The 23,321-nt window shown below is 66.8% G+C and carries 22 protein-coding genes and 1 pseudogene; 12 read left to right on the plus strand and 11 right to left on the minus strand.

Going from position 1 to position 23,321, the window contains the following annotated elements:
• Positions 1-59: 59 nt before the first annotated feature.
• Complete coding sequence (puuE, locus tag BMX96_RS06600; protein WP_091844778.1) at positions 60-1,469, plus strand: allantoinase PuuE; 1,410 nt, start codon at positions 60-62, stop codon at positions 1,467-1,469.
• Between the two features lie 31 nt (positions 1,470-1,500).
• Complete coding sequence (locus BMX96_RS06605; RefSeq protein WP_091844779.1) at positions 1,501-1,986, plus strand: ureidoglycolate lyase; 486 nt, start codon at positions 1,501-1,503, stop codon at positions 1,984-1,986.
• 225 nt (positions 1,987-2,211) lie between these two features.
• Here the strand turns inward: BMX96_RS06605 and BMX96_RS06610 are convergent, their stop codons facing one another.
• From BMX96_RS06610 to BMX96_RS06630, 5 genes are all read right to left on the minus strand, one after another.
• On the minus strand, positions 2,212-3,063 hold the full coding sequence (locus BMX96_RS06610) for a bifunctional allantoicase/(S)-ureidoglycine aminohydrolase (protein WP_175481671.1): 852 nt from the start codon (positions 3,061-3,063) through the stop codon (positions 2,212-2,214).
• Positions 3,064-3,067: 4 nt separating this feature from the next.
• A complete protein-coding gene (locus BMX96_RS06615) occupies positions 3,068-4,300 on the minus strand; it encodes a urate hydroxylase PuuD (RefSeq protein WP_091844780.1) in 1,233 nt (410 codons plus the stop codon).
• Positions 4,301-4,381: 81 nt separating this feature from the next.
• On the minus strand, positions 4,382-5,782 hold the full coding sequence (locus BMX96_RS06620) for a sensor histidine kinase (RefSeq protein WP_091844781.1): 1,401 nt from the start codon (positions 5,780-5,782) through the stop codon (positions 4,382-4,384).
• A 21-nt stretch (positions 5,783-5,803) separates the two neighbouring features.
• Positions 5,804-7,222 (minus strand): dihydrolipoyl dehydrogenase family protein, encoded by a 1,419-nt coding sequence (locus BMX96_RS06625; protein WP_091844782.1) that lies wholly within the window; start codon positions 7,220-7,222, stop codon positions 5,804-5,806.
• A 3-nt stretch (positions 7,223-7,225) separates the two neighbouring features.
• Entirely contained in the window at positions 7,226-7,960 is a 735-nt protein-coding gene (locus BMX96_RS06630; RefSeq protein ID WP_091844783.1) for a TVP38/TMEM64 family protein, read from the minus strand.
• Positions 7,961-8,208: 248 nt separating this feature from the next.
• On the opposite strand from BMX96_RS06630, the gene rpmH reads away from it, so the two are divergent.
• Genes rpmH through yidD form a run of 3 tightly spaced genes read left to right on the plus strand, consistent with a single transcriptional unit; the run spans position 8,209 to position 8,965 of the window.
• Positions 8,209-8,343, plus strand: coding sequence for a 50S ribosomal protein L34 (gene rpmH, locus BMX96_RS06635; RefSeq protein WP_073128462.1), 135 nt, complete (start codon positions 8,209-8,211; stop codon positions 8,341-8,343).
• 11 nt (positions 8,344-8,354) lie between these two features.
• Positions 8,355-8,750: a ribonuclease P protein component gene (gene rnpA / locus BMX96_RS06640; RefSeq protein ID WP_091844784.1), complete on the plus strand. Its 396-nt coding sequence runs from the start codon at positions 8,355-8,357 to the stop codon at positions 8,748-8,750.
• The gene (gene yidD, locus BMX96_RS06645; protein ID WP_073128460.1) at positions 8,747-8,965 is read left to right on the plus strand and encodes a membrane protein insertion efficiency factor YidD; all 219 of its coding nucleotides are present in this window, start codon (positions 8,747-8,749) and stop codon (positions 8,963-8,965) included. The genes rnpA and yidD overlap by 4 nt, the downstream gene beginning before the upstream one ends.
• Positions 8,966-9,089: 124 nt before the next feature.
• Here yidD and BMX96_RS20175 read toward each other — a convergent pair.
• Positions 9,090-9,524 (minus strand): annotated as a pseudogene (locus BMX96_RS20175) (DUF1353 domain-containing protein); the annotation flags it as partial.
• A gap of 47 nt (positions 9,525-9,571) precedes the next feature.
• Here BMX96_RS20175 and ttcA point away from each other — a divergent pair.
• The 7 genes from ttcA to BMX96_RS06685 all read left to right on the plus strand — a co-directional run bounded on the left by ttcA (position 9,572) and on the right by BMX96_RS06685 (position 18,040).
• Complete coding sequence (ttcA, locus tag BMX96_RS06655; RefSeq protein WP_091844786.1) at positions 9,572-10,405, plus strand: tRNA 2-thiocytidine(32) synthetase TtcA; 834 nt, start codon at positions 9,572-9,574, stop codon at positions 10,403-10,405.
• Positions 10,406-10,490: 85 nt separating this feature from the next.
• Complete coding sequence (locus BMX96_RS06660; protein ID WP_091844787.1) at positions 10,491-12,017, plus strand: EAL domain-containing protein; 1,527 nt, start codon at positions 10,491-10,493, stop codon at positions 12,015-12,017.
• 87 nt (positions 12,018-12,104) lie between these two features.
• Positions 12,105-13,928 (plus strand): membrane protein insertase YidC, encoded by a 1,824-nt coding sequence (yidC, locus tag BMX96_RS06665; RefSeq protein WP_091844788.1) that lies wholly within the window; start codon positions 12,105-12,107, stop codon positions 13,926-13,928.
• Between the two features lie 76 nt (positions 13,929-14,004).
• Positions 14,005-15,837 (plus strand): c-type cytochrome, encoded by a 1,833-nt coding sequence (locus BMX96_RS06670; protein ID WP_091844789.1) that lies wholly within the window; start codon positions 14,005-14,007, stop codon positions 15,835-15,837.
• A 99-nt stretch (positions 15,838-15,936) separates the two neighbouring features.
• On the plus strand, positions 15,937-16,581 hold the full coding sequence (gene yihA, locus BMX96_RS06675; RefSeq protein ID WP_091844790.1) for a ribosome biogenesis GTP-binding protein YihA/YsxC: 645 nt from the start codon (positions 15,937-15,939) through the stop codon (positions 16,579-16,581).
• 86 nt (positions 16,582-16,667) lie between these two features.
• A complete protein-coding gene (gene argB / locus BMX96_RS06680) occupies positions 16,668-17,540 on the plus strand; it encodes an acetylglutamate kinase (protein ID WP_091844791.1) in 873 nt (290 codons plus the stop codon).
• The gene (locus BMX96_RS06685) at positions 17,537-18,040 is read left to right on the plus strand and encodes a SixA phosphatase family protein (protein ID WP_236736985.1); all 504 of its coding nucleotides are present in this window, start codon (positions 17,537-17,539) and stop codon (positions 18,038-18,040) included. Before argB ends, BMX96_RS06685 begins: the two co-directional genes overlap by 4 nt.
• Here BMX96_RS06685 and BMX96_RS06690 read toward each other — a convergent pair.
• From BMX96_RS06690 to BMX96_RS06710, 5 genes are all read right to left on the minus strand, one after another.
• Positions 18,037-18,675, minus strand: coding sequence for an HhH-GDP family DNA glycosylase (locus BMX96_RS06690; protein WP_091844792.1), 639 nt, complete (start codon positions 18,673-18,675; stop codon positions 18,037-18,039). The genes BMX96_RS06685 and BMX96_RS06690 overlap by 4 nt on opposite strands.
• Before the next feature lie 59 nt (positions 18,676-18,734).
• Positions 18,735-19,523 carry an amino acid ABC transporter ATP-binding protein gene (locus BMX96_RS06695; RefSeq protein WP_330220633.1) on the minus strand — a complete coding sequence of 263 codons (789 nt, stop codon included), beginning with the start codon at positions 19,521-19,523 and terminating at the stop codon, positions 18,735-18,737.
• Between the two features lie 14 nt (positions 19,524-19,537).
• On the minus strand, positions 19,538-20,836 hold the full coding sequence (locus BMX96_RS06700) for an amino acid ABC transporter permease (RefSeq protein WP_091844793.1): 1,299 nt from the start codon (positions 20,834-20,836) through the stop codon (positions 19,538-19,540).
• 1 nt (position 20,837) lies between these two features.
• Positions 20,838-22,070, minus strand: a complete 1,233-nt coding sequence (locus BMX96_RS06705; protein ID WP_091844794.1) for an amino acid ABC transporter permease — start codon at positions 22,068-22,070, stop codon at positions 20,838-20,840.
• Between the two features lie 135 nt (positions 22,071-22,205).
• The gene (locus BMX96_RS06710) at positions 22,206-23,225 is read right to left on the minus strand and encodes an amino acid ABC transporter substrate-binding protein (protein WP_073128426.1); all 1,020 of its coding nucleotides are present in this window, start codon (positions 23,223-23,225) and stop codon (positions 22,206-22,208) included.
• Between the last annotated feature and the right edge of the window lie 96 nt (positions 23,226-23,321).

Genomic DNA, 23,321 nt, shown 5'->3' on the forward strand with positions numbered 1-23,321 from the left:
GTGGAAACGCCCCACCTGTTTAGGGGGGGACCGGCCGGGCACAAGGGACGAACGCCACCATGACAAGATATCCCCGCGACATGCGCGGCCACGGGCCCAATCCGCCGGACCCCCAATGGCCCGGAGGCGCGAAGATCGCGGTCCAGATCGTGCTGAACTACGAGGAAGGCGGCGAGAACAACATCCTGCACGGCGACGCCGCGTCCGAGGCGTTCCTGTCCGAGATCGTGGGCGCCGCGGCCTGGCCGGGGCAGCGGCACTGGAACATGGAGTCGATCTATGAGTACGGCGCGCGCGCCGGGTTCTGGCGGCTGCATCGCTTGATGGAAGATCTGCCGATCACCGTCTACGGTGTCGCGTCGGCGCTGGCCCGCAGTCCCGAACAGGTGGCCGCCATGAAGGACGCGGGCTGGGAGATCGCCAGCCACGGCCTGAAATGGATCGAGTACAAGGACTACACGCCCGAGGCCGAGGCCGCCGAGATGGCCGAGGCGATCCGCCTGCACACCGAGGTGACGGGCAGCCCCCCGCGCGGCTGGTACACCGGGCGCTGTTCCATGCAGACCGTGGAGCTTGCCGCGCGCACCGGGTCGTTCGATTACGTGGCCGACAGCTATGCCGACGACCTGCCCTACTGGGTCGAGGTCGACGGGCGCGCCCAGCTGGTGGTGCCCTACACGCTCGACGCCAACGACATGCGCTTCGCGACGCCGCAAGGGTTCAATTCCGGCGACCAGTTCGAAGCCTACCTGCGCGACAGCTTCGACTGTCTTTACGCCGAGGGCGAATCCGGCGCGCCGAAGATGATGTCGGTGGGCCTGCATTGCCGCCTGATCGGGCGACCGGGGCGGGTCATGGCCCTGAAGCGGTTCCTGGAGCACGCGCAGGCCCATGACAGGGTCTGGTTCGCCACGCGCCAGCAGATCGCCGAACACTGGGCGAAGACGCATCCGCACACGGCGCGGAAGCGGCCCAGCCTGATGTCCGAGGGAGATTTCGTCGCGGCCTTCGGCGGCATCTTCGAGCATTCGGACTGGGTCGCCCGGCGCGCCTGGCGGCTGGAGCTCGGGGCCGCCCACGACAGCCCGGCGGGGCTGGCCAGCGCGCTGGCCCGGGCGTTCCGCGCCGCGTCGCACGACGAACGGCTGGGCGTTCTGCGCGCCCACCCCGACCTCGCCGGGAAGCTGGCCGCGGCGAAACGCCTGACCGCCGACAGCACGTCCGAGCAGGCCAGCGCAGGGCTCGACGCGCTGACGGATGCCGAGCGGGCGCGCTTCACCGCCCTGAACGACTCCTACACCGCCAAGCACGGTTTCCCGTTCATCATCGCCGTGCGCGACCACGACAAGGCGGGCATCCTCGCCGCCTTCGAACGGCGGGTCGAGAACGACACCGCGACCGAATTCGCCGAGGCCTGCCGCCAGGTGGAACGCATCGCCGAGCTGCGGCTGCGCGAGGCGCTGACATGATGTCCGCCATCGCCGCCGCGGGGCGCCGGCCATGACCGAGGTGATCGCGCGCGCCCTCACCGCCGCGGCCTTCGCCCCGTTCGGCGACGTGCTGGACTGCGCGGGCGACCCCGACAAGATCATCAACCAGGGGCTTTGCGGGCGCTACCACGACCGCGCCCGGCTGGATTTCGGCGACGGCCGCGCGGGGATCAGCCTGTTCAACGCCGAGCCGCGCAGCTTGCCCTACAAGCTCGACCTGCTCGAACGGCATCCAGAGGGCTCGCAGGCCTTCATCCCGATGTCGCACCAGCCGTTCCTGGTGATCGTCGCCGAGGATGCGGGCGACCGCCCCGGCACGGTCCATGCCTTTCTCACCGCGCCGGGACAAGCCATCAACCTGCTGCGCGGCACCTGGCACGGGGTTCTGACGCCGCTGCACGCGCCGGGGCTTTTTGCCGTGGTTGACCGCATCGGATCCGGCGCGAACCTGGAAGAGCACCCGCTGGCCCAGCCGGTGCGCATCGTGGCGGGCTAGGTGCGGGGCGCGCCATGCCGGCTTCGCGCCCTCGGATGACGTTGGATAAGGTATTTTAGGAAAGATGAAGCGAGGATGTGACGCGCCGTTGGCGTGCGGAGCAGCGAGCGGTGAGGTCTCATTCAACAGGCGGTGCCTGAACGGGATCCAGACGATGCCGAAGCACTCGCCAACGCAAAGATCGTGGTCCAATCGTCCCGCGAGGGCTGCGTCGCCTCCCGCCCCCTACCTCTGTGCACCCGAGAGCAGCCGCAGCTCGGCGTGGCGGTTCACGTCCTTGTAGAGCAGGTAGCGGAACATGCCCGGCCCCTGGGCATAGCAGGCCTGCGGGCAGAAGGCGCGCAGCCAGAGATAATCGCCGGCCTCGACCTCGATCCAGTCCTCGTTCAGGCGGTAGACGGCCTTGCCCTCCAGGACGTAAAGCCCGTGCTCCATCACGTGGGTTTCCATGAAGGGGATCATCGCGCCCGGGTCGAAGCTGACGATGTTCACGTGCATGTCGTGGCGCAGGTCATCGGGATCGGCAAAGCGCGTCGTGCTCCAGTGGCCGTCGGTCTTGGGCATGGCCAGCGGTTTCACGCGATCCTCGTGGGTGACGAAGCTTTCCGGCTGATCGAGCCCCTCGACCGGCTGATAGAGCTTGCGGATCCAGTGAAAGCGCAACGCCTCGCGATCGCCCGCGAAGAGCGACCACCTGGTCCCCGGCGCGATGTAGACATACGAGCCTTCGCGCATGGTGTGGCTTTGCCCCTCGATGGTCAGCCGCCCGGTGCCCGAGGTGAAGAACAGCACCGCCTCGGCCTGCGGCTCATCCTCGGGGCGATCGGAGCCGCCGCCCGGCGAGACCCGCATGAGGTAATGCGAGAAGGTCTCGGAAAAGCCGGTCATCGGGCGCGCGATCACCCAGAGCTGCGTGTCGCGCCAGAACGGCAGCCGCGACGTGGTGATGTCCTGCAGGACGCCGTGGGGGATGACGGCATAGGCGGTGGTGAACACCGACCGGTCGATGACCTTCTTCTCCTGTCCCAGGTGGCCGCCCGCGGGCGTGAAGTACTTGCGTTTGATTCCGTCGCTCATTGTCTTATGCGCCTCCGGTCGCGCCGCGATACCAGTCGCGGATGGCACGACGCCCGTCCTCGTCCAGGTTGGTGATGTTGCCGGGCGGCATCGCGTGGGTGACGCCCGATTGCAGGAAGATGCGCCGCGCCTCGCCCGCGACGTCGGCCTCGGTCTCCAGCACGACGCCCTTGGGGGCCCAGCGGATGCCTGGCCAGACCGGCTCGCGCGCGTGACACATGGAGCAGCGGCCGACCACGGTCTGGTGCACGGTGCCGAACCCGTCGGCCGCGGCGAATTGCCGGGCCATGGCGGTCATCGCCTGGTCTTCGGGCGCGTCGTCCCGGTAAAGCGGCGCGGTCGACAGCCAGGCCAGGATGATGAACAGCACGACCGTGACCGCCCAGGTCCAGGTCGGGTTGCCGGTCCCCGCGTGGCGCGAATTGAAATAGTGCCGGATCGACACCCCGATCAGGAACACCAGCGCCGCGATGATCCACGCGTTCTCGGTCGCGAAGGCCAGCGGATAGTGGTTCGACAGCATCAGGAAGATGACCGGCAGCGTCAGGTAGTTGTTGTGGGTCGAGCGCAGCTTGGCGATCTGCCCGTATTTCGGGTCCGGCGTGCGCCCGGCCTTGAGGTCGGCGACCACGATCCGCTGGTTCGGCATGATGACCATGGCGACATTGGCCGTCATGATCGTCGCGGTCATGGCGCCCAGGTGCAGAAGCGCGGCACGCCCGGTGAACACCTGGTTCAGCAGCCATGACGCCAGCACGATCCCGGCGAAGAGCACCAGCATCACCAGCGTGGGCCGCGATTTCAGCGGCGAGCGGCAGAGCGCGTCGTAGCCGATCCAACCCACCGCGATGAACGCGACCGACAGCGCGATGGCCTGCCACGTCGCCAGGTTCGCCTTGCCGGGATCGATCATGTAAAGCTCGGCACCGGCCCAGTAGAGCACGGCCAAAAGCGCCGCGCCCGACAGCCAGGTCGAGTAGCTTTCCCATTTGAACCATGTCAGGTGCTCGGGCATCGCCTCGGGCGCGACCAGGTACTTGCGGATGTGGTAGAAACCGCCGCCATGCACCTGCCATTCCTCGCCATGGGCACCGGGCGGCAGGTCTGGCGCCTTGCGCAGGCCCAGGTCCAGCGCGATGAAGTAGAAGGACGAGCCGATCCAGGCGATGGCCGTGATGACGTGCAGCCAGCGCACGGCGAAGGCCAGCCAGTCCCACATGACGGCAAAGTCATACATCGCGAAATCCCGGAAAAACGGCGTCGCCCGGTTTTGAGAGATTTCGGCGGGCCGGTCAATGGCCCGGCCCGGGCCGCGCGGCTATCCCAGGGCCCCCTCGGAGATGACCAGTTGCTTGGGCAGCCGGATCTCGAAGGTCGTGCCCTCGGGGCCGGTGTCGAGCAGGCCCAGCGTGCCGCCATGCCCGCGCACCAGTTCGGCCGCGATCACCAGGCCCAGCCCGGATCCGCCCTTGGTCACGCCGCCCTGGAAGGGGCGGAACAGGTTTTCCTGCGCGCGGGCGGGCAGGCCCGGCCCCGTGTCGCGCACGTGGATGACCCAGGCCGCGTCCTCGTCCCGGCCGGCAACGCAGATCTCGCCCCCCTTGCCGCTGGCCTGCAGGGCCTGGCGGGCGTTGCGGACCAAGTTCGCGATGACGCGGAACAGCTGTTCGGGATCGGCCCGCACCACCATGGCCGGCGACACGTCCTCGGCGAACGAGATGGCGGCGTCGCCCGCCGCCAGCCGTTCGCCGTCGATGACATCTGCGACCACGCCCGACAGCGGCACGAGGCTCAGCGCCGGGGGCGGCTCGTCGGCGCGGCCGAAAGCCAGCACACCCTCGCAGATTGACACCGCCCGGCGGATCGAGTTCAGCAGCTTCGGCACCATCCGCGCGACGGTGGGGTCCTTGGACATCTCGATCCGGTCGGCGAACAGCTGGGACGTGGTCAGCACGTTGCGCAGGTCGTGGCTCACCTTGGCGACACCGCTGCCCAGCTGCGCCAGCCGTTCCTTCTGCCGTAGGGCGCCGGTCAGCTGGGTCTGTAACGATTGCAGCGCCTCCTCGGCCGCGCGCAGCTCGCGCACGCCGGCGGAGGGTTCGATGATCCGGCGGGCATCCTCGGGGGCCTGGCTATAGCTCTGCATGGCCGCCACCACGCCCTGGATCGGCACCACCAGGAACCGGCGCACGGCGAGGAACAGCAGCAGCGCGGTCACGATCGAGATCACCGCCGACAAGACAAGGACCCGCAGCCCGTACTCGATCATCGCCTGTCGCAGCGGCGCGGTGGCCATCGTGACCTCGATCAGCTCGCCCCCTTCACGGACCGGGTCGCCGATCACCCGCACGATGCTGTCGCCCGGGCGAACCAGCGTCATCATGGCATCGCGGATCAGCGTCCAGGGACCGGGATCGCGCAGGTCGTAGGTGGCGACGATGGGGCTGGGAATGTCCGAGCTGAGCATCAGCTGCCGGATCTGGTCGCGCCGCAGCACCACGTTGAAGACGCCCGCGTTCTGCAACAGCTCGGCCTCGAGCGCGGGGTCGATCATGTCGTCGGCCAGCAGGGCGAGCGAGGCGATTTGCGCGCGTTCCAGCCGGGCATCCAGATAATCGGCCCGGAACCGCGCCACCGACGGCACGAAGATGAAGACCTCGGCCAGCATCACGAACACCACGGTCAGGATCAGGAACCGTCCTGAAAGGGTGCTCAGCATTCTTGGCGCGTCCTCGGGGCGTCAGGGCAGGTACTTCTGGATCAATCCTACGGCGGTCTTGACCGATGCACTATCAAACAGTTTGGGCGAGAAATAGGTTCCGGCGACCCGCTTGTTGATCTCGTTCAGCGTCGGGTAGGGCAGGACGGTGTTGGCGATGGCGCTCATCTTCTGGCCGTTTGCGATGGCCATGGCCCACATGGCGATCAGCTCGCCCGCCTGGTCGCCCACGATGCTGGCGCCCTTGGGCTTGCCATGGGCCACCAGAACCTTGACGAACCCCTTCGTCTTGCCTTCGGCCACGGCGCGGTCGATCTCGTCGTAGTTGAAGCGCACGACCTGCAAGCTGCCGCCGAATTTCTCGCGCGCCTGCGCCTCGGTCAGGCCCACATGCGCCAGCTCGGGCGCGGTGTAGGTGACCCACGGGATATGGTCCTGCCGGGCCTTGGCCCAGCTCATGCCCAGCACGGCCGAGCGCACGACGATGCCCGCGTGGTAGCCCGCGACATGGGTGAACTGCATCCGGCCCGCCGCGTCGCCGACGGCATAGACACGCTTGTTGGTCTTCGACCGCAGGTCGTCGCCCACCACCACGGCGCGGTCGTGTTTCACGCCCGCCGCGTCCAGGTTCAGCCGGTCGAGATTGACCTTGCGCCCGACCGCGACCAGCAGGTGGCTTCCGGTGTGACTGCCGCCTTCGGTCTCGACGGTCACGCTGCCGTCGCCGCCGGTGATGCGCTTGGCCTGCTGGCCCTCGACGATCTGGACGCCTTCGGATTGCAACTGTGCGATGACGACCTCGGCCAGCTCGCGGTCGTCGTTGCCCAGCGCCTTCGCCCCCTCGATCACCGTGACCTTGCTGCCGAGGCGTGCGTGCGCCTGCGCCATCTCCATGCCGATGGGGCCGCCGCCTATGATCAGCAGGTGGTCGGGCCGTTCCCGCAGGTCGAAGATCGTCTCGTTCGTGAAATACGGCACGTCCTCGATCCCGTCGATGGGCGGCACGAACGGCCCCGACCCCGTAGCGATGACGAAGCGGCGCGCGGTGATCTCGCGCTCGCCCGCCACAACCGTGCGCTTGTCCTTGAAGCTTGCCCAGTCACGGATGACCCGCACGCCGAAGCCCTCGAACCGCTCCTGGCTGTCGACGGGCGCGATGGTGTCGATCACGCTGGCCACGTGGTCCTTGGCCGCCGCGTAATCCACCTGCGGCGTCACCGGCGCGACACCAAGGCCCGCGCCCTGCCCCATGGCATGGGCCTGCTTGGCCGCGGCCAGCAGCGATTTCGACGGCACGCAGCCGTAGTTCAGGCAGTCGCCGCCCATCTTGTGGCCCTCGATCAGGACGACGTCCGCGCCCATCTGGCTGGCCCCCGCCGCCACCGACAGCCCGCCCGAGCCGGCGCCGATGACGCAGATGTCGCACGTGATCTTTTCCATCGCTCAAATTCCTTTCTTGCCGCGCACGGCTTTCAGAATGATGGGCAGCGCGGTCAGAAGGCACAGGCCCAGGATCGGCAGCAGGATATGCGGCTCGAAGATGATGCCAAGGTTCGGCGTCTCGCCCCGGGCGAAAACCTCGCCCAGGCCCGCGCCGACCGAGGTGTAGACCACCGCCCCCGGGATGATGCCGAAGAAGGTCGTCACCGCGAATTTCCACAGCGCGACCCCCACGAAGGCGGGCACGAGGTTCGCCACGAAGAACGGGACGGCCGGGACCAGCCGGATCAGGAACAGGATCGACCACTCGTTCTCGTCGATGCCCTGCTTGATGCGCGACACCATCCCGTCCGAGGCATCCATCCGCGCCGCCAGCCGGTCGCCCAGCCCCCAGCGCGCCGCCAGGAAGATGCAGATCGCGCCCAGCGTGGCGCCTGTGACATTGAACAGCGCGCCGGGGAAGGTCGAGAACAGGAACCCGCCCGTCAGCGTCGCGATGGTCGCCCCGGGCAGCGAGAAGGCGACAATGGCCACGTAGGCCGCGATGAAAACCAGCACGGTCGCCAGGTAATTCGCGTCGCGGAAAGCGATCAGCGCCTCGCGATTCTCGGACAGCGTCTCGAAGCTCAGGTAGTCGCGCAGGGTGAAGGCGCCAACCAGGGCCACGACCGCGATCGCGATGATCGGAAGGCGCCGCACCCATTTCGATCGGCTGTCGTCTTCGGTCTGGCTGGCCATGGTCTGTCCTCTCGGGCTGGGGCGCTCGCGTCCCTTATCTGCGGCGGTCATGGCTCCGCGCCAGCCCCGTCACGCCGGATTGACACACCCGTGTCCGAAAGCCTCGGGCGGGACCGCGTTCTGAAACATTGGAGTGGCGGATTGTAACATGCCCGCCGGTTGACAGGCGGTGGGACGGCGCTTAAACGGCGGGCTTCGAGATGTTCGCGCGCAGAATCCTGCCGCACCGCACCTGATGGAGAGACGCGATGAAACGCACCTTCCAGCCTTCGAACCTGGTTCGCAAGCACCGCCACGGCTTTCGTGCGCGCATGGCCACCAAGGCCGGCCGCAAGATCCTGAACGCGCGCCGCGCCAAGGGCCGCAAGTCGCTCAGCGCCTGAGCTCTTCCGCCGTGACAGCCTTTCCGCCCGCCTCGGATCCCTCCGCAGGCGGGTTGGACGCGTTGGACACACCCGAGATCACCCGCCTGAAGTCCCGCGCCGATTTCCTGCGCGCCGCGCGGGCGCAGGTCGTGCGGCTCCCGGCCTTCATGCTCCAGGCCCGGCGGCGCGATGATGGCGACGCGGCGATTCGCGTCGGGTTCACCTGCTCAAAGAAGGTCGGCAACGCCGTGGCCCGCAACCGGGCCAAGCGGCGCCTGCGCGAGATCGCGCGCCTCACCCTGCCGGACCACGGCCGGCCGGGCTGGGATTACGTCCTGATCGGTCGGCGCGACGTCACCGCCGGGGCCGATTTCGACCGGATGCGCGGCGACCTCGCCCGCGCGCTGGACAAGCTGCACCGATGACCCCGCTGGCGCGCGTGCTCTCCTGGCCGGTGCTGGCCTATCGCGCGACATTCTCGTCCTGGGTCGGCTTCAACTGCCGCTATCACCCGACCTGCTCGGCCTACGCGCTCGAGGCGCTGGAAAAGCACGGCGGCCTTCGCGGCGGCTGGCTGGCGCTGCGGCGCATCGCCCGGTGCCACCCGTTTGGCGGTTCGGGCATCGACAACGTGCCCTAGAAGGGCTCAGCGGTCCGGCACGACCAGCGGCGTTCGCAACGCGTGATCGCCAAGGTCGGCGAAGGCCCGCTCCGGATCCGCCCGGGCATAGGCGCGCGCCGAACGCTCTGAGCCCCAGGTAGATCGCCCAGCGCCGCCAGGCGCGCACCCGCGCCGCCTCCATCGCCAGGCGCATGACCTCGTCCGCGAACAGCCTGTCGCGCTCTTTCGGCGCGCGGCCCGGCAGGAAGGACCAGGCGACGTAAAGGTAGTCGTGGATGATCGCCGCCTCCAGCCACGGCCCCACTCGGCCCACCAGCCAACGCAACCCCGGCGGCACCGATGTCAGGTCGGTCACCAGCCCGCGCGGCGCGGTCATCACGTGGCGCCGGCCATCCACGCGGACGGCGCAGTCGAAATCGTGCTGCAACACGTAGTCGCCATCCTCGCCCAGCCGGTCGATCAGGTTGGCAACGGGCCGGATCAGGCTCAGCGGCGACAGGTACTCGAAATCGCTGACGCGGTGCCAATCGGCCGGATACGGATCGACGGGATGCGGCGGGGCGGCACGAAGCTCCATGGCGATCTCCTCTGGGCGGACGGTCGGAAATGGGATAATCGGCGCCCATGCTGGACCATAACGACATTCACCCGCTGTTTCACGGTGCCCCAGACAGCACCGAGTTCCGCAAGCTGCGAAAGCGCATCGTGCGCCAGACCCGCGAGGCGGTCGAGCAATACGCCATGGCGCGCAAGGGCGAGCGGTGGCTGGTCTGCCTGTCGGGCGGCAAGGACAGCTACACCCTGCTGGCCGCGCTGACCGAGTTGCAGTGGCGTGGCCTGCTGCCGGTTGAGATCCTGGCCTGCAACCTCGACCAGGGCCAGCCCGGCTTCCCGGCGACGGTCCTGCCCGAGTTCCTCGAGCGTATGGGCGTGCCGCATCGGATCGAGTATCAGGACACCTATTCCATCGTCATGGACAAGGTGCCCGAGGGGCGGACCTTCTGCGCCCTCTGCTCGCGGCTGCGGCGCGGCAACCTCTATCGCATCGCCCGCGAGGAAGGATGCAGCGCCGTCGTGCTGGGCCACCACCGCGACGACATCCTCGAGACGTTCTTCATGAACCTCTTCCACGGCGGACGGCTGGCGACCATGCCCCCGAAGCTGGTGAACGAGGAGGGCGATCTTTTCGTCCTGCGTCCGCTGGCCCACGTGGCCGAGGCCGATTGCGACCGTTTCGCGCGTGCCCTGAACTATCCCATCATCCCCTGCGACCTGTGCGGCAGTCAGGACGGGCTGCAGCGCCAGCAGGTCAAACAGATCCTCGATGGATGGGAGAAGAACAGCCCCGGCCGACGGCAGGTGATGTTCCGCGCGCTTATGAACGCGCGCCCCTCGCATCTGCTGGATCCCAGCCTGTTCGATTTCGCAAATCTCGAAATCGAATCGAATTTGGACTAAACCGAGAACGATTTTTCCAATCGGTTAACCCTTCGGCCACGGCCGGTGATTACCCTGAGGCAAGTTCGAGCCTCTGAGGACAATCATGATGCGTCGCACGGTGTCGTTCCTGTCGCTTGCCAGACCGCTTTCGCGGTGTCTTGCCGTCGGGCTCTGCATCGGCCTGGTCCCCGGATTCGCAATGTGGACGACCTCCGGCTTTGGCGTCTGGGCGATAGTGGCTTTCTCCGCGGTCGCAGCGCTCATGGGCACGGTGTGCGCCACCTTGATCTGGCCTCTGGGGCGACCGTTCTCACACCGGCCCACGGCCACGGCGCCAGGCGGGCCGCTTGAACCCTTCGCCAAGGCGACGAACACGGTTGAATGCGCTGCACCGGGGGCCCTCTTTCTCATCGATCACGGTTCAGCCCGCCGCGGCAGGCGCGCACCGGCAGCCCTGGATGAAGGCACCTTGCAACGCCTCTTCGGAGCTGGCGCGACCGTTTCGACCCTCCCCGGCCGACGTCACGCGGTCGCGCTTTCCCCGGGCGCGCCGACCGACACTGCGGCCCTGGTCCACCGCGCGCGCCAGGTGCTGGCCCATGCGCCAGACTGTCCGGACATGCGCATTGGTGTGCACGCCCCCGGCCGGCCGGGCGAAACGAAGCATCGCGATGCGCTGATCGGGGCCGAGCGGGCCCTGACCGCCGCCCATGCCGCCCCGGGCGGCACCATCCGCATTGCACGCGGCGGGAGTGAAGACATGGCGCCGCCCGAACTGCGTCTTGCCGCCGATCTGGACCAAGCGTTCGAAAGTGGGCAAATTCAACCATTCTTCCAGCCCCAGGTCTCGACGGACACCGGCTTGGTCAGCGGGGCCGAAGCACTGGCGCGGTGGCGCCACCCCGATCTCGGCACGTTATCCCCACGCGATTTCATGCCCACAATCGACGCCGCCGGCCAGATGACGCGCCTGACGGACCACATGGTTCGATCCGTCCTGTCGCACCTGGCGGACTGGGATGCCGCCGGGTTGGACCTGCCCGTTGTGTCGATCAACTTTTCTCAAGCCGACCTGTCGGATCCGGAACTTCCGACGCGGATTGCCTGGGCGCTGGACGCCGCGGGGCTAGGGGCGAGTCGATTGGGGATCGAGGTGCTCGAAACCGTGGTCTCGATCGATCAGGACGACACGGTGCCACAGGTCCTGTCCCAGCTCGCGCGCATGGGCTGCCGGATCGACCTGGACGATTTCGGCACCGGGCAAGCCTCGATCAACGCCATCCGCCGCTTCTCGGCCCGGCGGATCAAGATCGACCGCACCTTCATTCGCGGGCTGGACCGTGATCCGGAACAGCAGGCCATGGTTGCCGCAATCGTGACCTTGGCCGACCAGCTGAAGCTCGAGGTGATGGCCGAAGGCATCGAAACCGCCGGCGAACACAGCCGCGTGGCCGAGCTGGGTTGCAGGCACGTTCAGGGTTACGAGATTGCCCGGCCAATGAACGCGGACGCTCTGCCCGGCTGGTTGCTGCGGCACGGTCATCAGGTGCTGCACACCCCCCTGCCCGCCTCGCTTCGGCAGCTGTCGGCAGGCTTCGGCAGACGCCCCGGTGCGGCTCGTGGCCACTGAGCCATGGCGCAAAACGGCTTGACCTTTCTGGCCCTGCCCTGTTGAAAGCCCGCTGACCCTTTTTCCAGCGACAGGCGTAGGTCCCTCATGGACGATCAGAACAAGAACCTCATTCTTGCGACGGTTCTGAGCTTCCTCGTGATCCTCATTTGGTTCGTGCTGTTCCCGCCCGAAGAGACGCCGGTCGACCCCAACGCGCCCGCCGTCACCGCGACCGAGGATGGCAGCGGCACAGCGCTGCCCGACACCGCATCGGCGCCGCCCTCGGTGACGGCAGACGGCACGCAGGCCCCCGCCGCCGTCGAAGCGCCCGCCGAGGACGCGCCGCGCATCGACATCGACACGCCCGCGCTGTCCGGGTCGATCTCGCTCCAGGGCGGACGCATCGACGCGCTGGCCATGAAGCGCTATCGCGAGACGATCGACCCCGACGCCCCGATCGTCGAATTGCTGTCGCCCGTCGGCGGCCCCGATGCCTATTACGCCCTGTTCGGCTGGGCGCCGGGCGCGGCTCTGGATTATGAGGACGTGCCGGGCGCGAACACCGAGTGGCAGGTCACCAGCGAGGCCGAGCGCCTGACGCCCGAGACGCCGCTGACCCTGGAATGGCAAAGCCCCGCGGGCCTGGTCTTCGAGCGCGAGATCACGATCGACGACGACTACATGTTCACCATCCGGCAGCGCGTCACCAACAATGGCGATACCGCACAGCGCCTCGCGCCCTATGGCACCGTCGCCCGGCATGGCGAGCCGCAGGACCTGTCGAACTTCTTCATCCTGCACGAGGGCGTCGTGCGCATGTCCGACGGCGAGCTGCAGGAGCTGGACTACGACGACCTGCCCGACCTTGACCTGGTCGAACGTGAAGCCGCCCGGGCCGACGTGATCGACGTGGCGCAGGACGGCTGGATCGGGTTCACCGACAAGTACTGGATGACCACACTGATCCCGACGCCGGGAACGCCCTTCACCTCGGTCGCGAAATACGTGGACAACGCGGATATCTACCAGACCGAGGTGCGCCTGCCGACGGTCGAGATCGCCGCCGGCGACAGCGTCGAGACCTCGATGCAGTTGTTCGCAGGCGCCAAGGAGTGGGAAACCATCCGCGAGTACGAGGCCGACGGCATCGACGGCTTCATCGACAGCATCGACTGGGGCTGGTTCTTCTTCCTGACCAAGCCGATCTTCGCCGTGCTGCACTGGCTGAACCTGATGATCGGTAACATGGGCTGGGCGATCATCGCGCTGACGCTGCTGATCAAGGCGATCCTCCTGCCGCTGGCCTACAAGTCCTACGTCTCGATGGCGAAGATGAAGGAACTCCAGCCCGAGATGGAGAAGCTGAAAGAGCGGGCCGGCGACGACCGCCAGAAGCTCCAGCAGGGGATGATGGAGCTCTACAAGAAGGAAAAGGTGAACCCGGCCTCGGGCTGCCTGCCGATCCTCCTCCAGATCCCGATCTTCTTCTCGCTCTACAAGGTGATCTTCGTCACGCTCGAGCTGCGCCACGCGCCCTGGGTGGGCTGGATCCGCGACCTCAGCGCGCCGGACCCCAGCTCGATCCTGAACCTCTTCGGCCTGCTGCCCTGGGGCACGCCCGAGGCAGGATCGATCTTCTTCATCTTCAGCCTCGGCATCCTGCCGATCCTGCTGGGCATCTCAATGTGGCTGCAGCAGAAGCTGAACCCTGCCCCCACCGACCCGACGCAGGCGATGATCTTCGCCTGGATGCCGTGGGTGTTCATGTTCATGCTGGGCAGCTTCGCCAGCGGGCTTGTGCTGTACTGGATCGCGAACAACACGATCACGTTCATGCAGCAATACGCGATCATGCGCAGCCAAGGCTACAAGCCGGATGTCTTCGGCAATATCCGGTCGAGCTTTGCACGGAACAAGAAAGACGACTGAGGCGTCCTGACGCACGATGTTATCGGAACGGACTGTCTCTCTTTGAGTTGGATCACAACTCTAGGAGGGACAGCCGATGCTTTCAGGCATTCTCAATCGCAATTTCATCGTCAAATTTATCCTGACGGCAGCGGCACTTGGCATTCTGGGCGCCATCCTTGCCGTGACCCTGATTTTCACAGGCGCCATCAACCTGGCAGCGAACACCTCGGACCCGAAATGGTTCTATAATCTCGTCCACGGGACCTTCAAACGCTGGGTCGCGGTCGAGGCATACGGCATCGAGCCTCCCGAGGACCTGGAAGACGAGGGTCGCATCGCGCTCGGCGCCCAGCATTTCGCGCAGAACTGCGTGCGCTGCCACGGCGCGCCCGGGATCGGCCAGAATCCCATGGTCCTGGCTATGAAGCCCACGCCGCAGCACCTTCCCTCGGTCATCGACCAGTTCACCGATGCCGAGCTTTACGTGATCCTGGAAAAGGGCGTGATGATGTCGGCCATGCCGGCGTGGCCCGCGCCCGATCGCCCCGACGAGATCTGGTCCACCGTCGCCTTCATCCGCCAGCTGGGCGACATGGACGCGGCCACTTACGTCGACATGGTTTCGCCCGAGGCATCCGACGCGCCCGAGATGGAGTTCGGTCCGCTGGTCGAGGCGGAGCCGATGGATTTCTACCTCACCCGCTATCCCATGGAAGAGCACCTGTATGCCGCGCCCACCGGCGGGTTCGCCGACTATGCGTTGGCTGGCGTTCCGGTTGCGCAATGCGCGACCTGCCACGGTGCCGAAGGTGACGGCGCGCCCACCACGGGCGAGGCGCCCAACCTGACGATCCAAAGCCCCGATTACCTGTCGGCCGCCCTGCAATCCTACGCGGCGGGCGACCGTCATTCGGGCTACATGCAGGTCGTCGCCTCGCAGCTGTCGGACAGCCAGATCGACGCGCTGGCCAATTACTACGGCGACACGCTGGAGACCAAGGCGACCGTCATGGACGAAGCGCCCGATGCCGAGGTCGTCGCACAGGGCGAGACGCTGGCCATGGTCGGCCGGCCCGAGGACGGCATCTCGGCCTGCCTTGACTGTCACGGTCGCGATGGCACGGCCAACGCGGACGGCGTCCTGGTGCCCCGCCTCGCGGGTCAATCGCAGGTCTACATGGCGCGCCAGCTGCGGCAGTTCCGCAGCGGTGGCCGCGGTCACACGTCCACCTGGTCGCCCATGACCGGCGTTGCGCACAACCTGACCGATGCCGACATCGCCGGCGTGTCCGCCTACTTTGCCGGGCTGTCGCCGATGGAGCCTGCGCCGCAGCAGGACGAAACGCCGCCCGCGACACCTGCCCAGGTCGAGACCGCCGAGACCCAGATTACGCAGGTCTGCAGCGAGTGCCACCAGGAGGACATGGCCGGGGCGCCGTCGGGCGAAACCCCCAACCTCACCATCCAGAACGTCGATTACATCGAGCGGCAGCTCTACGATTTCCGGTCGAACCGCCGTGACAATTCGCGGATGCACCAGACCGCGATCCGCCTGGATGACGAGCAGATCGACGCGCTGGCCATCTATCTCGACGGGATGGAGCCGCTGGTGCGCCAGCCCGAGGAGCCGGTCTCGACCGACCTCACGCTTGGCGAACAGATCGTGCGGCGCGGCCTTCCGACGGAAGACGTGCGGGCCTGCCTGACCTGCCACGCGCGCGAAAACACCGAGAACCTGCCGCAAATCCCGAACCTGCACGGCCAGAACGCGAACTATCTCGCCGCGCGGCTGGACCACTTCAAGACTGCGGAAGACGAAGAGATCACCGACTACAGCCCGATGTGGGACATCGCGCAGAAGATGACGACCGAGCAGCTGAACGCCGCGGCGGCCTGGTTCGCCAGCCAGGAGCCGGTCGCCAAGTGACCCGGCCCGGCCCCGCCCGCTTGACAAAAGCGGGCGGGGCTGTTTCCTCCCGCCGGTGATTGCGACGGTGCCCCGCGGGGCCAAGGCAAGGACCCGGCGATGCAGCTTCCCTTTCCCACAGCGACCCCGGACGACCCCGCGCTCGAACACGGGCGGCGCGTTTTCGCGGGCGAGACGACCTTCGTGAAGGGTGTCGTGGCCATGGACGGCCTGCCCCCCGACGACCGGGTCGAGATCTGCTTCGCCGGCCGGTCGAACGTCGGGAAATCCAGCCTGATCAACGCGCTGACCGGCCGCAAGGGGCTGGCCCGGGCATCGAATACGCCGGGCCGCACGCAGGAGATCAACTTCTTCACGCTCGCGGATTTCTACATCGTCGACCTGCCCGGTTACGGCTTTGCAAACGCGCCGGTGGCGGTGGTCGAGCGCTGGCAGGCCCTGATGAAGAACTACCTGTCGGGACGCGCCAACCTGCGCCGTGCCTTCCTGCTGATCGACGCCCGCCACGGCACCAAGCCCGTGGACGACGAGATCATGGGTCTGCTCGACCGGGCCGCGGTGCCGTTCCAGGCCGTTCTCACCAAGGTCGACAAGCTCAAGCGTGGCGACCTGGACCGCGCGCTGGAGCGCACGCGCGCGACGCTGGCCCAGCACCCGGCCGCCTTCCCCGAGCTGGTGCTGACCTCGTCCGAAAAGGGCGAGGGGATCGCCGACCTGCGCGCCATCATCGCCGGCATCGACTGACCCCGTCCTTTCGCGCCAGCCCGCGCAATCGGCTTGAGCGCCCCGCCCGCCCGGCTTACCAAAGGGCACTGCCTGAGAGGACACGCATGACCGCCGACACCGCGCCAACCGATACCGACTGGGTGGCTACCGCCCGCACGCTGAGCCAGGCCCTGCCCCTGTTCCAGCGCTATGCCGGCGCGACCGTCGTCATCAAGCTGGGCGGGCACGCCATGGGCTCGGACGAGGCCATGCGCAGCTTTGCCCGCGACATCGTGTTGATGAGCCACGTGGGTGTGAACCCGGTGATCGTCCATGGTGGCGGCCCGATGATAAACGCCACGCTGGAGCAACAGGGCGTTGTCAGCGAATTCGTCGATGGCAAGCGCGTCACCGACGCCGCCACCATCGAGGTGGTCGAAATGGTGCTGTCCGGTCTCGTGGGCAAACGGATCGTGCAGGCCATCAACGCCGAGGGCGGCCGCGCCATCGGGATCAGCGGCAAGGACGCGAACCTGATGATCTGCGAACAGACCGACCCCAAGCTGGGCTTCGTCGGCACGCCCGTCGAATGCAACCCGCAGTTCCTGCAATCGCTGCGCGACACCAAGACGATCCCGGTCATCGCCCCCATCGGCGCGGGGCGCAACGGCGAGACGTTCAACGTGAACGGCGACACGGCCGCGGGCGCCATCGCCGCCGCGCTGAAGGCCGACCGCCTGTTGCTGCTGACCGACGTCGCGGGGCTGAAGGATGCCAGCGGCGACGTGGTGAGCGAGATGACGCCCGAGGCCATCCGCCAGATGACCGCCGAAGGCGTCATCAAGGGCGGCATGATCCCCAAGACCCAGACCGCACTGGACGCCATCGACGGCGGGGTGCGCGCGGTGGTCATTCTCGACGGGCGCGCGCCCCATGCCTGCATCCTGGAGCTCTACACGGCCCAGGGCGCGGGTAGCCTGATCCGGACGCCCAGGTGAGCCTGCGCCTAACCCTGATGCGGCACGCGAAGTCGGATTGGGGCGATCCCGGGCTGCCGGATCACGACAGGCCGCTGAACGCGCGCGGCCACCGCTCGGCCCTGGCCATCGGCGGCTGGCTACAGGACCGGAACGTGCGCCCCACGACGGTGCTTTTGTCCACCGCGCTGCGGGTGGCCGAGACCTGGGACGGCATCGCCCCGACCCTTCCCGATGCGGCGCCCCAGCGGCTGGAGCGGCTGTACCACGCCACGCCCGAGACCATCCTCGACTGCGTTGAGGCCCATCCGCCGGGCGATGTCCTGGTCATCGCCCACAACCCCGGACTGGCGGCACTGGCACAATACCTGGTCGCCCAAACCCCCGACCGTGTGGAGTTCCATCGCTTTCCCACCTGCGCGACGCTGGTCCTGGATATCCCGGGCGACGACTGGACCGCCTTGGGTCCGGCTTGCGCGCGGGTCGTCGATTTCGTGGTGCCGCGCGACCTGACCGATTAATCGACGGTCTGCCGGACGGCTTCAGAGGGCGCGCCAAGGTCGGCACGGGTCAGGGCCGCGGCCAACCGCACGAACCGTTCGCGCGAGCCCGCCATGGAGACGAGCGCCCCGTGATCGGTGGTCAGGCTCAGGGTCTCGGCGGCGCGGATCGTGGGCCCGTCCAGCCGGGGATAGAAGACATCCCAGACCAGCTGCGCCTCGCGCGCGAAGATGCCGGCGCCGGTATCGCCAAGGCCCTTGGCCTCTTTCAGGCGCCCGAGCACCGCGTCGGGATCGTCGTCCAGCATGTTGCGCAGATCGCTGTTATAGTGGTCCTGCACCAGGCGGGCCGTGGCCTTGAGATAGTCGGTGCCGACGCCGTCGTAGCGCTTGTAGCCGTTCTCGCCCAGGCATCGCATGATCGTGGCCTCGTCCGCGGCGACAAGGGCATCGACCGTGTGCAGCCCCTCGCTGCGCAGGCCCTGCGCCGCCTGAACGGCAAGGTCGGACGAGATCCGGGCGGCCAGGAGGACGCTGCCGCAGAGCCAGTGAAACAGCTCCTGCGGGGTATTGCGCGCGATGGTCGCGCCCATCCCTTCCGAAAAAAGAACGCCCTGATCGCGGATCAGGGCGTCGACGCTATCTTGCTGCGACATGGTAGATCCTCTCGGTCATTCGAGAGGCAATGCCCGGCCGCCCCGTGCGGGTCCGCGGCCTAGTGTCCCAGGATCTGGCTGAGGAAGAGCTTGGTCCGCTCGGATTTCGGGTTCTTGAAGAACTCCTCGGGCTCGTTCTGCTCGACGATCTGGCCCTGGTCCATGAAGATCACGCGGTTCGCCACCTGCCGTGCAAAGCCCATCTCGTGGGTGACGCAGAGCATGGTCATGCCCTCTTCCGCCAGCTCGATCATGGTGTCGAGCACTTCCTTGATCATCTCGGGGTCGAGCGCCGAGGTCGGTTCGTCGAACAGCATGATGCGCGGGCGCATGCACAGGCTGCGGGCAATGGCCACGCGCTGCTGCTGGCCGCCCGACAGCTGGCCCGGGTACTTGTGGGCCTGGTCCGGGATCTTCACCTTCTCGAGAAAGTGCATCGCGGTCTTCTCGGCGTCGCGTTTGGGCGTCTTGCGCACCCAGATCGGGGCCAGCGTGCAGTTCTCGAGAATTGTCAGGTGCGGGAACAGGTTGAAGTGCTGGAAGCACATCCCGACCTCGGACCGGATCTTGTCGATCTGCTTCAGGTCAGACGACAGAACCGTGCCATCGACCTCGATCTTGCCCTTCTGGTGTTCTTCCAGCGCGTTGATGCAGCGGATCAGCGTCGACTTGCCCGACCCCGAAGGCCCGCAGATGACGATCCGTTCGCCGCGATAGACGGTCAGGTCGATATCACGCAGCACGTGGAACTGGCCGTACCACTTGTTCATCCCCTCGATCCGGATCGCGACCTCGTCGCTGACCTTCATCTTCGAGGTGTCGACCTGCATTTCTTCGGTCATGGACATGGAAGCGCCCCCTGTTAGCGGTGATCGGTGGCCAGCTGACGCTCGAGCCACTGGGAATATTGCGAGATGCCGTAGCAGACAATGAAGAACAGGAAGGCGGCGAAGCCGTAGAGCTCCCAGTAGACGCCGTTCCAGTCCTGCGAGGCCAGGATCGGGCCGCGGATCATCCCCACCAGGTCGAACATCGAGATGATCGAGACCAGCGTGGTGTCCTTGAAGAGACCCACTGCCACGTTGACGATCCCGGGAATGGAGATTTTCAGCGCTTGCGGCAGGATGATCAGCCGCATGGATTGCGCGTAATCCAGGCCCAGGCTCTCGGCGCCCTCGTACTGCCCGCGCGGCAAGGCCGCCAAGCCGCCCCGGATGACCTCGGCGATATAGGCCGAGGCGAACATGGTGATCATGATGATCACGCGCAGGATCAGGTCGAAATTGGTGCCCGGCGGCAGGAAGTAGGCCAGCACCACGTTCGCCACGAAGAGAAGCGTGATCAGCGGCACGCCGCGGATGAACTCGATGAAGACCACGCAGATCCACTTGATGATCGGCAGGCTGGACTGACGGCCCAGCGCCAGCACGATCCCGATGGGCAGCGACAGCGACACGCAGACCACGCCCAGGATCAGGTTCAACATGAAGCCGCCCATGTCACGGGACGGGATCTCTGTCAGAGCGAGGACGTTCGGCGCGGCCGCGGCGATGAAGCCGCCGATCTGCCAGACGATGATCGCGGCGGCGACGCCCGCGAAGAAGCCCAAGGCGAAGCCGCGATCGACCAGCCTGGAGTAGACGATGTAGCCCACGATCACGCCCAGAAGCGCCATCACGGAAATCAGGATCGTGCCGCCCCAGATCAGGTAATAGGCGGCAAAGGGGTAGATCAGCGTGACGATCAGCAGCGCACGCGGCACCTTGGGAAACAGCACCGGCGCGGCGGCGACGGCCAGCAGGACAAGGGCCAGGGTCGGGCGCCAGTAAGCTTCGGACGGGTAGGAGAACCCGAAGAGAAGCTGGTTCCAGCGTTCGCTCAGCACGGCGAAACAGCCGCCCGCCGCGCCCTCGCCGGCGATCTCGCGACACTCTCGGATGCTTGACGCGTCCCACACGCCACCCAGCAGCCACGGCAGGAAGCCCGAAAGAAGCACGTAGATCACGTAAAGCGCCAGCAGAGTCAGGATGCTGTAGAACCAGTTCGAAAACAGGTTCTTGCGCAGCCAGATCAGCGCGCCGGTTTCCTGGGCGGGGGGCGGCTGCTCTCCGACGAAGGTTTCGCGCACGTAGGCGACGGATTCGGCGTGGGTATCGCTCATATCACCGCTCCTTCAACGCGACCGAGGCGTTGTAGACGTTCATGATCGCCGAGATCGCCAGGCTGATGATCAGGTAGAACAGCATCAGCAGCAGCACGCATTCCAGCGCCTTGCCGGTCTGGTTCAGCGTGATGCCCCCCAGCGTCGCGGTGATGTCGGCATAGCCCACCGCGATGGCGAGCGAGCTGTTCTTGGTCAGGTTCAGGTATTGCGAGATCAGCGGCGGGATGATGACGCGCAGCGCCTGCGGCAGGATCACCAGGTTCATCACCCGGCGCGGGCGCAGGCCCAGCGCGGCGGCCGCCTCGGTCTGGCCCTTGCTGACGGCCAGGATGCCGGCGCGCACGTTCTCGGCGATGAAGGCGCCGGTATAGACCGACAGCGCCAGCCACAGCGCGATGAACGGCTTCCCGATCACTGTGCCACCCTGGATGTTGAAGTTGTTGCTTTCGACATCGGGCATGGACAGCGACAGCGAGCCCAACACCAGCTGCGCGATCACCACGGGGGCGATCAGGATGATCCAGGTGGGCCAGCCCGGCAGCAGCTTGCCCGAGGCATAGAGCGTCTTGCGCATGTGGCGGCGCCAGAGCAACGCGCCGACGATCCCAGCGATCAGCGCCAGCAGAACGATGATCCAGCCCGGGCCAAGGTTCACCGCCGGGCTGTAGAAGCCGCGGTTGGTGAAGGCGAAGGCGCCGAACAGCATCTCGCTTTCGGGCTCGACACTGCCACCGCGGGTCAGGAAGGCGCGCGGGTTGGCGCCCGAGATCGTGACGATGGTGCCGATGATCAGGATCCAGATCAGCACCGGCACGTTGCGGAAGGCCTCGACATAGACGGCCATCAGCTTGGCCACCAGCCAGTTCTTGGACAGGCGCAGCACGCCCGCCGTCACGCCGATGATCGTTGCCGTGATGCAGCCGAACAGCGCGACAAGAAGCGTGTTGATCACACCGACGAAGGCCGCCCGCAGGTGGGTGGACTGGCTCGTGTAGGAGATCAGCGCTTGGTTGATGTCGTACCCGGCGGGATCGCCGAGGAAATCGTAGGAAAATGTCAGGCCGGCGGTCGCCAGGTTGCTGACGAGGTTCATGCCCAGATAGGCCATGACGAAGATGATGAGGATCAGCGCGATGAACTGGAACGTGAGCCCGCGATAGCGGGTGTCGTTCAACAGCATCGATAGGCGGAAGCTGTCCTGCTGGCTCTGCGGATCCGAAATACTGGCCATCACCTGGGTCCCATCCTGTAACGGCGAAGCGTAGCCGGGGCCATTCGGCCCGCGGTGTGTGCCGCGCGGTCGTGTCGTGTGAGGTCCGGATACGAGAAGGGCGCGGATTGACCGCGCCCTTCCCATTTTATGAACTTAGCGGAAGGGCGGCGAGTACAGCAGCCCACCCTCGGTCCACTGCGCGTTCAGGCCGCGCGCCAGGCCGATCGGGGTGTTTTCGCCGATGTTCTTCTCGAACAGCTCGCCGTAGTTGCCGCCGGCCGAGATGGCCTGCACGGCCCAGTCGGACTCGAGGCCGATCATCTCGCCAAGGTTACCCTCGGTGCCCAGCAGGCGGTTGATCTCGGGGCTGTCGCCAGCGGCCGAGGCCATGTCGGACACGTTGGCCGAGCTGACGCCCAGCTCTTCGGCGGCGATCAGGGCGTTCAGCGTCCAGCGGACGATGTCGCCCCACTCGTTGTCGCCGTGGCGGACCAGCGGGCCCAGCGGCTCTTTCGAGATGATTTCCGGCAGGATCACGTGATCGGCGGGCGCCTCGAAAGTGGCGCGGGTCGCGGCCAGGCCGGACGCGTCGGTGGTGTAGGCGTCACAGGCACCGGCAAGATACTGCTGCTGCGCCTCGGCGTTGGTCTCGATCGGGACCGGCTCGTAGCTGATGTTGTTCTTGCGGAAGAAGTCCGCGAGGTTCAGCTCCGTGGTGGTGCCGGTCTGCACGCAGACGGTCGCGCCGTCCAGGTCCTTGGCCGAGGTCACGCCCAGGCCCTTGGGGACCATGAAGCCCTGGCCGTCGTAGTAGTTGATGCCGGTGAATTCGAACTTCAGGTCGTTGTCACGGCTGAAGGTCCAGGTGGTGTTGCGGGCCAGCATGTCGATCTCGCCCGAGGCCAGCGCGGTGAAGCGCGTCTTGCCCGTGGTGGGGACGAATTCGACGGCGGTGGGGTCGCCCAGAACGGCGGCGGCGACGGCACGGCAGAGCGCGACGTCGAACCCTTCCCATTCACCGTTCGCGTTCGGCGCGGCGAAGCCCACCAGGCCGGTGGTCACACCACAGTTAAGGGTGCCGCGCGACTGCACGTCTTCCAGCGTCTGTGCAGCAGCGGCGCCGGCCATCAGGCCGGTGGCGGCAAGAGCGCCGAGAAATACGGTCTTCTTCATGTTTACCTCTTCCTGAGTTGCCCGCCCCGTGTCGGGCGGTTTTGCGATCCAGCCCTGTGGCCGGTTGGTGGCATGGAACGCATTGTTCCAATCGCC

It is taken from the genome of Palleronia pelagia (assembly GCF_900110115.1).
Lineage (GTDB): Bacteria > Pseudomonadota > Alphaproteobacteria > Rhodobacterales > Rhodobacteraceae > Palleronia > Palleronia pelagia.

Excerpts from the sequence above, each read along its gene's own strand:
- puuE (WP_091844778.1), top strand. The coding sequence starts at position 60 with ATGACAAGATATCCCCGCGACATGCGCGGCCACGGGCCCAATCCGCCG.
- BMX96_RS06605 (WP_091844779.1), top strand. The coding sequence starts at position 1,501 with ATGACCGAGGTGATCGCGCGCGCCCTCACCGCCGCGGCCTTCGCCCCG.
- BMX96_RS06610 (WP_175481671.1), bottom strand. The coding sequence starts at position 3,063 with ATGAGCGACGGAATCAAACGCAAGTACTTCACGCCCGCGGGCGGCCAC.
- BMX96_RS06615 (WP_091844780.1), bottom strand. The coding sequence starts at position 4,300 with ATGTATGACTTTGCCGTCATGTGGGACTGGCTGGCCTTCGCCGTGCGC.
- BMX96_RS06620 (WP_091844781.1), bottom strand. The coding sequence starts at position 5,782 with ATGCTGAGCACCCTTTCAGGACGGTTCCTGATCCTGACCGTGGTGTTC.
- BMX96_RS06625 (WP_091844782.1), bottom strand. The coding sequence starts at position 7,222 with ATGGAAAAGATCACGTGCGACATCTGCGTCATCGGCGCCGGCTCGGGC.
- BMX96_RS06630 (WP_091844783.1), bottom strand. The coding sequence starts at position 7,960 with ATGGCCAGCCAGACCGAAGACGACAGCCGATCGAAATGGGTGCGGCGC.
- rpmH (WP_073128462.1), top strand. The coding sequence starts at position 8,209 with ATGAAACGCACCTTCCAGCCTTCGAACCTGGTTCGCAAGCACCGCCAC.
- yidD (WP_073128460.1), top strand. The coding sequence starts at position 8,747 with ATGACCCCGCTGGCGCGCGTGCTCTCCTGGCCGGTGCTGGCCTATCGC.
- ttcA (WP_091844786.1), top strand. The coding sequence starts at position 9,572 with ATGCTGGACCATAACGACATTCACCCGCTGTTTCACGGTGCCCCAGAC.
- BMX96_RS06660 (WP_091844787.1), top strand. The coding sequence starts at position 10,491 with ATGATGCGTCGCACGGTGTCGTTCCTGTCGCTTGCCAGACCGCTTTCG.
- yidC (WP_091844788.1), top strand. The coding sequence starts at position 12,105 with ATGGACGATCAGAACAAGAACCTCATTCTTGCGACGGTTCTGAGCTTC.
- BMX96_RS06670 (WP_091844789.1), top strand. The coding sequence starts at position 14,005 with ATGCTTTCAGGCATTCTCAATCGCAATTTCATCGTCAAATTTATCCTG.
- yihA (WP_091844790.1), top strand. The coding sequence starts at position 15,937 with ATGCAGCTTCCCTTTCCCACAGCGACCCCGGACGACCCCGCGCTCGAA.
- argB (WP_091844791.1), top strand. The coding sequence starts at position 16,668 with ATGACCGCCGACACCGCGCCAACCGATACCGACTGGGTGGCTACCGCC.
- BMX96_RS06690 (WP_091844792.1), bottom strand. The coding sequence starts at position 18,675 with ATGTCGCAGCAAGATAGCGTCGACGCCCTGATCCGCGATCAGGGCGTT.
- BMX96_RS06695 (WP_330220633.1), bottom strand. The coding sequence starts at position 19,523 with ATGTCCATGACCGAAGAAATGCAGGTCGACACCTCGAAGATGAAGGTC.
- BMX96_RS06700 (WP_091844793.1), bottom strand. The coding sequence starts at position 20,836 with ATGAGCGATACCCACGCCGAATCCGTCGCCTACGTGCGCGAAACCTTC.
- BMX96_RS06705 (WP_091844794.1), bottom strand. The coding sequence starts at position 22,070 with ATGGCCAGTATTTCGGATCCGCAGAGCCAGCAGGACAGCTTCCGCCTA.
- BMX96_RS06710 (WP_073128426.1), bottom strand. The coding sequence starts at position 23,225 with ATGAAGAAGACCGTATTTCTCGGCGCTCTTGCCGCCACCGGCCTGATG.